The organism is Streptomyces sp. NPDC050448 (assembly GCF_040655295.1).
Lineage (GTDB): Bacteria > Actinomycetota > Actinomycetes > Streptomycetales > Streptomycetaceae > Streptomyces.
In genome coordinates this window covers 93,223-101,700 of record NZ_JBFAJR010000030.1, presented here as the reverse complement: position 1 = coordinate 101,700, position 8,478 = coordinate 93,223, and the positions used below count along the sequence as shown (strand labels likewise).

The following is an 8,478-nucleotide window of genomic DNA, read 5'->3' as shown; positions in this document are numbered from 1 at the left end:
GTCCGAGCTCGGGCATGAAGCCCTGGACGGCCGCGAGCACCGCGTAGTCGCCGCAGCCGGGGCACCAGCGGACCTCCTGGTCCGACTTGAAGTCCCGGGCAGCCAGAGGCACTTCGGACTTGGGCACGAGGGTCAGGGCCTCAGTGGGCATCGATGGCCTCCTTGAGGGCGGTCGCGAGCTGCTCCGCCTTGAACGGCATTCCGTTGACCTGGGTGTACGACTGGGCGTCGACCAGGTACTTGGCCCGGATCAGGGTGGCGAGCTGCCCGAGGTTCATCTCGGGGATCACCACCTTGTCGTAGTGCTTCAGCACCTCACCGAGATTCCGCGGGAACGGGTTGAGGTGGCGCAGGTGGGCCTGGGCGATCGGCGTGCCCGCGCCTCGCAGCCTGCGCACCGCCGCCGTGATCGGCCCGTACGTCGAACCCCAGCCGAGCACGAGGGTGCCCGCGCTGCCGGTGGGGTCGTCGACGTCGAGGTCGGGGACCTCGATGCCGTCGATCTTGGCCTGGCGGGTGCGGACCATGAAGTCGTGGTTGGCCGGGTCGTACGAGATGTTGCCCGTGCCGTCCTGCTTCTCGATGCCGCCGATCCGGTGCTCCAGACCGGGCGTCCCGGGGACCGCCCACGGGCGGGCCAGCGTCTGCGGATCGCGCTTGTACGGCCAGAACACCTCGGTGCCGTCCGCGAGCGTGTGGTTGGGGCGCTCGGCGAACTGGGTGCGCAGATCCGGCAGTCCGTCCGCCTCGGGGATCCGCCAGGGCTCGGAGCCATTGGCCAGGTAGCCGTCGGAGAGCAGGAACACCGGGGTGCGGTACGTCAGCGCGATCCGGGCCGCGTCCAGGGCCGCGTCGAAGCAGTCGGCCGGGGTGCGCGGGGCGACGATCGGGACCGGTGCCTCGCCGTTGCGCCCGTACATCGCCTGGAGCAGGTCCGCCTGCTCGGTCTTGGTCGGCAGGCCGGTGGAGGGGCCGCCGCGCTGGATGTCCACGATCAGCAGCGGCAGCTCGAGGGAGACCGCGAGGCCGATCGTCTCGGACTTCAGCGCCACGCCCGGGCCGGAAGTCGTGGTCACCGCGAGCGAGCCGCCGAAGGCCGCGCCGAGCGCCGCGCCGATGCCGGCGATCTCGTCCTCCGCCTGGAACGTGCGCACGCCGAAGTTCTTGTGCTTGCTCAGCTCGTGCAGGATGTCCGAGGCCGGGGTGATCGGGTACGAGCCCAGGTAGAGCGGCAGGTCGGCCTGCCGGCCCGCCGCGATCAGCCCGTAGGACAGGGCCAGGTTCCCGGAGATGTTGCGGTACGTGCCGGTCGGGAAGGCGCGGGTCGCCGGGGCCACCTCGTAGGAGACCGCGAAGTCCTCCGTCGTCTCGCCGAAGTTCCAGCCCGCGTGGAACGCCGCCAGGTTCGCCTTCATGATCTCGGGCTTCTTGGCGAACTTGGCCTTCAGGAACCGCTCCGTGCCCTCGGTCGGCCGGTGGTACATCCACGACAGCAGCCCGAGCGCGAACATGTTCTTGCTCCGCTCGGCCTCCTTGCGGGACAGGTCGAACTCCTTGAGGGCCTCCACGGTCAGCGTGGTCAGCGGGACCGGGTGCACGCGGTAGCCGTCCAGCGAGCCGTCTTCCAGCGGTGAGGTCTCGTAGCCCACCTTGGCCATCGGGCGCTTGGTGAATTCATCGGTATTGATGATGATCTCGGCGCCGCGCGGCACATCCGCGATGTTCGCCTTCAGCGCCGCCGGATTCATCGCCACCAGCACGTCCGGCGCGTCGCCGGGGGTGAGGATGTCGTGGTCGGCGAAGTGCAGTTGGAACGACGACACCCCCGGCAGGGTCCCGGCAGGCGCCCGGATCTCGGCCGGGAAGTTCGGCAGCGTGGAGAGGTCGTTCCCGAAGGAGGCCGTCTCCGAGGTGAACCGGTCACCCGTGAGCTGCATACCGTCACCGGAGTCGCCCGCGAACCGGATGATCACCCGATCCAGACGCCGGACTTCTTTGTCACACGCCCCTGACACGCCGGGGGCAGTGGTTTCCACGGACATACGTGTGTCGGCTCCTGTCGGTGCTGGTCCGCGAGTGCAGGCAGACACACCTCGGCGGACACGCGTTGCGGTGCAGGGTCGTATACCTCCCCGGAGGCTATGCACCACTGATAGAGAGGCGCTTGTGCGGTCGCCCAGCGTCGGCTTGAGCAGGCACCTGAACGAGGCGGGGCTTCGACGGCGGCAGCCGGTCGGGCCCGTCGCGTCGGGCCCGTCGCGCCCGCTCTCCACCGTCCTGCGAGCACCCGTCGAGGGCGGGGCGCAATGCTCGGGTCGTGAGCTCCGGTACGGACGGGCGCGAGCCCTCGCGGGGCACCGAACCGCCCGTCGGCGCCCCCTATCCCCCCGAGGGCACCGGCGGGCCTTCGACCGGCCGGGCCGACCACAGCCGGGCACCGGTGGGCCGGCACAGACGAAGGGACACACCAACAGTGAACAGCACGTGGTTCCGGCGCTTCACCACGGCCGCGGGGGATGGGCCACGGCTCGTGTGCTTCCCGCATGCGGGGGGCTCCGCGACGGCGTACACGCATCTGGCGCGTACGCTGCCTGCCGACTTCGACGTGGTGTCCGTACAGTACCCAGGGCGCCAGGACCGGTACCGTGAGGCCCCGTTCACGGCCCTGGCCCCGCTCATCGCGGCGGTGGCCGAGGAGCTGGCCCGCGAACTCGCCGCGGACTCCGGACGGCCGTACGCCCTGTTCGGGCACAGCATGGGCGCGCTCGTCGCGTTCGAGACGGCCCGGCTGCTCGCCCGCGAAGGCAACCTGCCCGGCCCCCAGCGGCTGTTCCTCTCCGGCCGGGGCGCGCCGGACCCCCGGGACACCATCCCCGACCTCCACGACGACGCCGACGTGCTGGCCGAGATGCGCAGGCTGGGCGGCACCGATCAGGCCATGCTCGACAACCCCGAGGTCCTGGAGATGGTGCTGCCGGCGCTGCGCGCCGACTACCGGGCCCTCGGCGGGTACACCTGGCGCGGGGGAGAGCCGCTCGCCACTGCGATAACCGCCCTGATCGGGGACAGCGACCCGATGGTGACGGTCGACGAGGCTCGGACATGGCGGGAGCACACCAGCGGCGACTTCGCTCTGAAGGTCTTCCCCGGCGGCCACTTCTACCTCGCCGACCACGTCGGCCAGGTCGCTGCGACCGTGACCGAGGGGCTGCTCGTCGGCACCGCCGCTTCCTGACCGGGACCTCCGGTGTGGTGGAGAGGCCGACTCTTCACCGCACGGAGGTCTTCGTGTCCCACCGCATGGCCCGGCTGACCGCTCACGGCAGGCGAATACCGGACAAGACGGGTCTCTCGCGGGCGACGGCCCCCAGCGGGTCCGCGTGACCGTTCCGGCGCGTCCCGCCGCGGTGCACCCGTGCGTCTGCGCCACCGTATGCCGTCGATCAGTTGCCGCCGGGTCCACACCGGCGGTCAGCCAAACTCGGGGTCCGGATCGATCTCGCGGTTGACCTTGACCCAGGGTCAGGGTGGACGCTGATTGCATGACACATTCCACTACCTCGGCCTGGACCGGCATGGTCCCCGTCGACGACACGGCCCTGGCCGTCACCGACACGCGCGGCCCCGGCCGTCCCGTCGTCTACCTCAACGGCTCCTACGCCGACCACCGGACCTGGCGGCCCGTGATCGCCGAACTCGGCACCGGCTGGCGGCACATCACGTTCGACGAGCGGGCCCGCGGCCGGTCGAAGCGGTCGGCGGACTACTCCTTCGAGGCGTGTGTCCGGGACATCGATGCCGTCCTCGAGGCGACCGGGGTGGACCGGCCGCTGCTCGTCGGCTGGTCCTACGGTGCGGCGCTCGCGGTGCACTGGGCCGACCGGAATCCGCACCGCGTCTTGGGGGCGGTGACCGTGGACGGCGCCATTCCGTACGGTCTGACCGGCGAGGACGGCCGCGAGCGGATCCGGCGCCTGTTCCGCCGGATGCGGTTCCTGCTGCCGCTGGTGCGCCCGCTGGGCCTGGCCGCGCGGATGACCGCCGACCAGCACGCCGATATCAACATCGAGGCCAACGAGATCAACGCCTCCATCGGACCGGTCCTCGACCGCGTGACCTACCCGGTGCGGTATGTCCTCGCCACGGGTGGCAGCCTCGGCGGGGGCCAGGAGGAGATGGAAAAGATGCGGGCCTCACTCGATCCGGTGCTCGCCCGGAACCCGAACGTCAGGGTGAGCGCGAAGGTCGCGAGCAACCACTCCCACGTTCTGCGCAAGGACTTCCGGGCCATTGCCGACGCCGTACGCGAGACCGCGGCCGCTCACGATCAGAGGGCTCGCTGAGCAGATGGTGTACGGGCTCACGATCGGTCAGGCGGCCGCATTCGCCGACGTCACGGTGAAAACCGTGCGCCACTACCACCGGCTCGGCCTGGTCGACGAACCGGAACGCGATGGCTCCGGATATCGCCGGTACGGATCGTCCGAGATCTTGCGGCTGGTCCAGGTCCGCACGCTCGCCGGCGCGGGCGTGCCGCTGGCCGAGATCGGAGATCTGCTCGACGCCGATCCCGAGCGGTTCGCCTCCGCCCTGGACGACGTCGAGCGGCGGCTCACCGATCGGATCGAGGAGCTGATCGCGCGGCGCGCGGTGCTGCACCGGCTCGCCGCCGGCGACCGGCTCCTGCTGCCCGAGCGCGCCTGCGCGGCCTTGGACCGGCTCGCCGAGCTCGGCTTCAGCGCCGACTACGTGGCCATCCAGCAGGAAGCCCTGATACTGGCCCGTGCCCTGGTACCGGAGGTCTTCGAAAGCTTCCTGATCCAGCTCGAGCACCAGCTCGGCGACCCTCAGTACGTCGAACTGGTGAAGCGCTGCCAGGAGGCCGAGTCGTGGGATCCGCACGACCCACGGCTCGACGATCTCGCGTCCGCCCTGTGCGCCATGGTGCTGGCCAGCCGCGAACTGCTGTCGATGCCGGACGAGTTCCGGGCCAGACCCGACGCCGCCACCCGCTACGGGCTGATCAACCACCACCGGGAAGACCAGGCGCCGGCGGCCGCCCGGCTGAACGAACTGCTCGAGGCGAACCTCCGCGCGGCCGGCGTCGACATCCCGCATCAGTGACGGCCGCCCGGACACCGCGCAGCGCACCCGGCGTGATCCCGGAGGACCCGGGCCGCGGCGGCGGGACCCGCTCCGCGCCGCCGGGGGGGATGTCACGCGTACGTGTAGAAACCGCGGCCGGACTTCTTGCCCAGCAGACCCCCCTCGACCATGCGCAGCAGCAGCGGCGGAGGCGTGTACAGCGGCTCCTTGAACTCCTCGTACATGGCCTGCGCGATGGACACGGTGGTGTCCAGGCCGATCAGGTCGGCGAGCCGCAGCGGCCCCATCGGATGCGAACAGCCCTGCACCATGCCCTGGTCGACGACCTCGGCGGTCGCCAGGCCCGCCTCGACCATCCGGACCGCGGACAGCAGATAGGGGAACAGCAGCGCGTTGACGAGGAAGCCCGCCCGGTCCGGCGCGGCGATCGGCTTCTTGCCGAGGACATCGCGGACGAAGACCAGCGCCCGCGCGCTCACGGCCTCGTCCGTCAGCACCGAGCCGACGAGCTCGACGAGCGGCAGCGCCGGCACCGGGTTGAAGAAGTGCATGCCGAGCACCTGGCCCGGACGCCGGGTCGCGGCGGCGAGCCGTGCGACCGGGATCGAGGACGTGTTGGTCGCCAGGATCGCGTCCGGGTCTTCGACGATCTTGTCGAGGGTGGCGAACACCTCCAGCTTGAGCTGCTGGTCCTCCTTGACCGCCTCGACCACCAGCTGGCGGTCCGCCAGCTCGCCGAGGTCGCGGGTGAACGACACCCGGCCCAGCGCCGCGTCGCGTTCCTGCGCGGTCAGTTTGCCCTTGGCCACCCCCCGGTCGAGGGACGCGGCCAGCCGCTGCGGCGCCGTCACCAGCGACGACTCGGAGAACACCGCGACCGTCACGTTCAGCCCGGCCTTCGCGCACAGTTCGGCGATGCCGGTGCCCATGATGCCGCTGCCGACGACACCCACCCGGTGGATGCCCGTACCGGCGCTCTGCGTGGACGTGGTCATGCGTGGGCCCCCCAGGTCAGAAGTGATGCTCCGATCGACATGCCGCCGCCGAACCCGGCGAGCAGCACCAGGTCCCCCGGCGACAGCGCTCCCGTGCGGTTGGCCTCGTCGAGTGCGACGGGCACCGAGGCACTGCCGACGTTCCCGTACCGGATCAGCGTGCGATGCGTCTGCGCGGCGCCCAGCCCCGCGCGCTCGACGACCTCGCCGAGCATCACGCCGTTGGCCTGGTGCGGTACGAAGTGGTCGACGGCGCCGATGTCCACCCCGGCCTTGCGTGCCAGCGCGACCAGCGCCGGCGGGACGTGCTCGGCGACGAAGTCCCTCACGCCTCGGCCGTCCATCTTGAAGAAGTGGCCGCCCTCCGCGACGGTCGCCGCCGACGCCGGATTGCGGCTGCCGCCGGCCTCGACACGGATCAGGTGATGCGCGTCGCCGCGGCTGGACAGGTCGCTCGCGATGATCCCGTACGGCTCCGGAACCGCCCCGACGACCGCGGCCCCGGCGCCGTCGGCGAACAGGATCGCCGTCCTGCGGTCCGTGAAGTCCAGGATCCGCGAGTACACGTCCGCCCCGATCACCAGCACCCGGGCGTCCGGCCGCACGGCCACCAGGCTGTGGGCCAGGGACAGCGCGTAGACGAAGCCGCTGCACACGACATTGACGTCGAAGCAGGCCGCGCCGTAGGCGCCCAGCCCGTGCTGCACCAGGTACGACGTGGGCGGCTGCGGGAAGTCCCCGGTGGAGGTCGAGACGATGACGTAGTCGATCTGCTCCGCGGTCAGCTCCGCCTGCTCCAGCGCCCGTTCGGCAGCCTTCACCGCCAGATCGGACGTCGCCTCGTGCGGGGCCGCGTACCGCCGGGACCGGATCTGCGTCTTGCGCTCGATCCACTCCGCGGTGACGCCGACGCGCTCGGCGACCTCCTCGTTGCCCACCTCGTTCTTGGGCAGGTAGGAGCCGGTGGAAAGTATTCCGATTCCCACGTCAGCACACCTCGGCGGAAGAGGGCGCACCGGAACCGCGCAGCGGATTGATCCGCGCCACCCCGATCTTCTCCCGCAGTACGGGATCGGTGACCCCGAGCCCCTCCTCGGGTGCGAGGCAGAGCACGCCGACCTTTCCGGTGTGCCTGTTCAATTGGACCAGCCGTGCGGCCTCGCCCACTTCCTTCAGCGGAAACACCTCGGAAAGAATGGGGGAAAGGTGCCCCAGCCGGAAGAGCCTGTTGCACTCCGCCTGTTCCTGGAGATTCGCCGCGTGGCTGCCCACGATGCGTTTGAGATTCATCCAGAGGTAGCGGTTGTCGAAGTGGTGGTCATAACCCGTGCTCGATCCGCAGGTGACGACCACTCCGCCCTTGCGCACGACGAACACCGAAATCCCGAACGTCGCCCGCCCGATGTAGTCGAGCACGACGTGCGGGTCCTCGCCGACCTGCCGCCGGATCTCCCGGCCGAGCCGCTTGCCCAGCTCGATCGTCCGCTCCGGGGTGAGCGCGTCGTCCCCGTCCAAGCCGATCTCGTTGCGGTTGATCACCACGTCGCACCCGAGCCGGCGCAGCACCTCGGCCTTGCGCTCGGAGCTGACCACGCCGACGGCGATACCGCCCGCGTTCTTCACCATCTGCACCGCGAACGCGCCCAGCCCGCCCGTCGCACCCCAGATGAGCACGACATCGCCCTGCTTGATCCGCGCGCCGTTGTCACCGACCAGCATCCGGTAGGAAGTCGCCGCGGTCAGCAGGACACCGGCCGACTCCTCCCAGGTCAGATGCGCCGGCTTGGGCAGCAGCTGGCTCGCGCGGACCACCGAGTAGTGGGCGAGCCCGCCGAAGTTCGTCTCGTAACCCCAGATCCGCTGCCCCGTCCCGAGCATCGCGTCGGCGTGCGTCGCCGGCTCCTGCTCGTCGACCTGGACACAGCTGGCGACCACGTGGTCGCCCACCTTCCAGCGCCGCACCCCGGCCCCGACCCGCACGACGACGCCTGCCGCGTCCGACCCCACCACCTGGTGCGGCAGATCGTGCCGGGCGGCGTACCCGCCCTCCCGGGCGTAGCGCTTGAGGAACTCGAAGGTGGGTACCGGCTCGAACGTCGCCGACCACACCGTGTTGTAGTTGATGGAACTCGCCATGACGGCGACGACCACCTCGTCCGGAGCGATGTCCGGCATCGGGACCTGCCCGACATGCAGCGACTTGCGGACGTCCTTGTCCGCCACGCCGTCGAACATGCCGACATCCGAGGCCAGGATGTGCGCGGCCTCGAATTCCGTCGGGAGTTCGTGTCTGCCGATCTCACCCGGGCCGGCACCAGCCAGCAGGGCTTCGGCCAAAGAATCCATGATTCTCTTTCTCCTTTGTAGCAGCGACGGG

The 8,478-nt window shown here is 70.5% G+C and carries 7 protein-coding genes and 1 pseudogene; 3 read left to right on the top strand and 5 right to left on the bottom strand.

Features of this window, described 5'->3' with window-relative positions:
• Both AB0I68_RS28875 and AB0I68_RS28870 read right to left on the bottom strand, forming a co-directional pair.
• Positions 1-151, bottom strand: a pseudogene (locus AB0I68_RS28875) (2-oxoacid:ferredoxin oxidoreductase subunit beta); the annotation flags it as partial.
• Positions 141-2,042: a 2-oxoacid:acceptor oxidoreductase subunit alpha gene (locus AB0I68_RS28870; protein WP_363180293.1), complete on the bottom strand. Its 1,902-nt coding sequence runs from the start codon at positions 2,040-2,042 to the stop codon at positions 141-143. The pseudogene AB0I68_RS28875 and the gene AB0I68_RS28870, both read right to left, overlap by 11 nt.
• 431 nt (positions 2,043-2,473) lie before the next feature.
• Between AB0I68_RS28870 and AB0I68_RS28865 the strand changes: the two genes are divergently transcribed.
• The 3 genes from AB0I68_RS28865 to AB0I68_RS28855 all read left to right on the top strand — a co-directional run bounded on the left by AB0I68_RS28865 (position 2,474) and on the right by AB0I68_RS28855 (position 5,124).
• Entirely contained in the window at positions 2,474-3,235 is a 762-nt protein-coding gene (locus AB0I68_RS28865; protein ID WP_363180292.1) for an alpha/beta fold hydrolase, read from the top strand.
• Between the two features lie 307 nt (positions 3,236-3,542).
• Positions 3,543-4,343, top strand: coding sequence for an alpha/beta hydrolase (locus tag AB0I68_RS28860; RefSeq protein ID WP_363180291.1), 801 nt, complete (start codon positions 3,543-3,545; stop codon positions 4,341-4,343).
• Positions 4,344-4,347: 4 nt separating this feature from the next.
• Positions 4,348-5,124 carry a MerR family transcriptional regulator gene (locus AB0I68_RS28855; RefSeq protein ID WP_363180290.1) on the top strand — a complete coding sequence of 259 codons (777 nt, stop codon included), beginning with the start codon at positions 4,348-4,350 and terminating at the stop codon, positions 5,122-5,124.
• A 92-nt stretch (positions 5,125-5,216) separates the two neighbouring features.
• Here AB0I68_RS28855 and AB0I68_RS28850 read toward each other — a convergent pair whose 3' ends face one another.
• The 3 genes from AB0I68_RS28850 to ccrA are packed head-to-tail and all read right to left on the bottom strand — an operon-like array spanning position 5,217 to position 8,447.
• A complete protein-coding gene (locus AB0I68_RS28850; protein WP_363180289.1) occupies positions 5,217-6,101 on the bottom strand; it encodes a 3-hydroxybutyryl-CoA dehydrogenase in 885 nt (294 codons plus the stop codon).
• On the bottom strand, positions 6,098-7,087 hold the full coding sequence (locus tag AB0I68_RS28845) for a ketoacyl-ACP synthase III (protein WP_363180288.1): 990 nt from the start codon (positions 7,085-7,087) through the stop codon (positions 6,098-6,100). The genes AB0I68_RS28850 and AB0I68_RS28845 overlap by 4 nt, the downstream gene beginning before the upstream one ends.
• Before the next feature lies 1 nt (position 7,088).
• Positions 7,089-8,447 (bottom strand): crotonyl-CoA carboxylase/reductase, encoded by a 1,359-nt coding sequence (ccrA, locus tag AB0I68_RS28840; protein WP_363180287.1) that lies wholly within the window; start codon positions 8,445-8,447, stop codon positions 7,089-7,091.
• Positions 8,448-8,478: the final 31 nt, after the last annotated feature.

Bases quoted from the DNA above. Each gene is read 5' to 3' on its own strand.
- AB0I68_RS28870 (WP_363180293.1), bottom strand. From the start codon at position 2,042: ATGTCCGTGGAAACCACTGCCCCCGGCGTGTCAGGGGCGTGTGACAAA.
- AB0I68_RS28860 (WP_363180291.1), top strand. From the start codon at position 3,543: ATGACACATTCCACTACCTCGGCCTGGACCGGCATGGTCCCCGTCGAC.
- AB0I68_RS28855 (WP_363180290.1), top strand. From the start codon at position 4,348: ATGGTGTACGGGCTCACGATCGGTCAGGCGGCCGCATTCGCCGACGTC.
- AB0I68_RS28850 (WP_363180289.1), bottom strand. From the start codon at position 6,101: ATGACCACGTCCACGCAGAGCGCCGGTACGGGCATCCACCGGGTGGGT.
- ccrA (WP_363180287.1), bottom strand. From the start codon at position 8,447: ATGGATTCTTTGGCCGAAGCCCTGCTGGCTGGTGCCGGCCCGGGTGAG.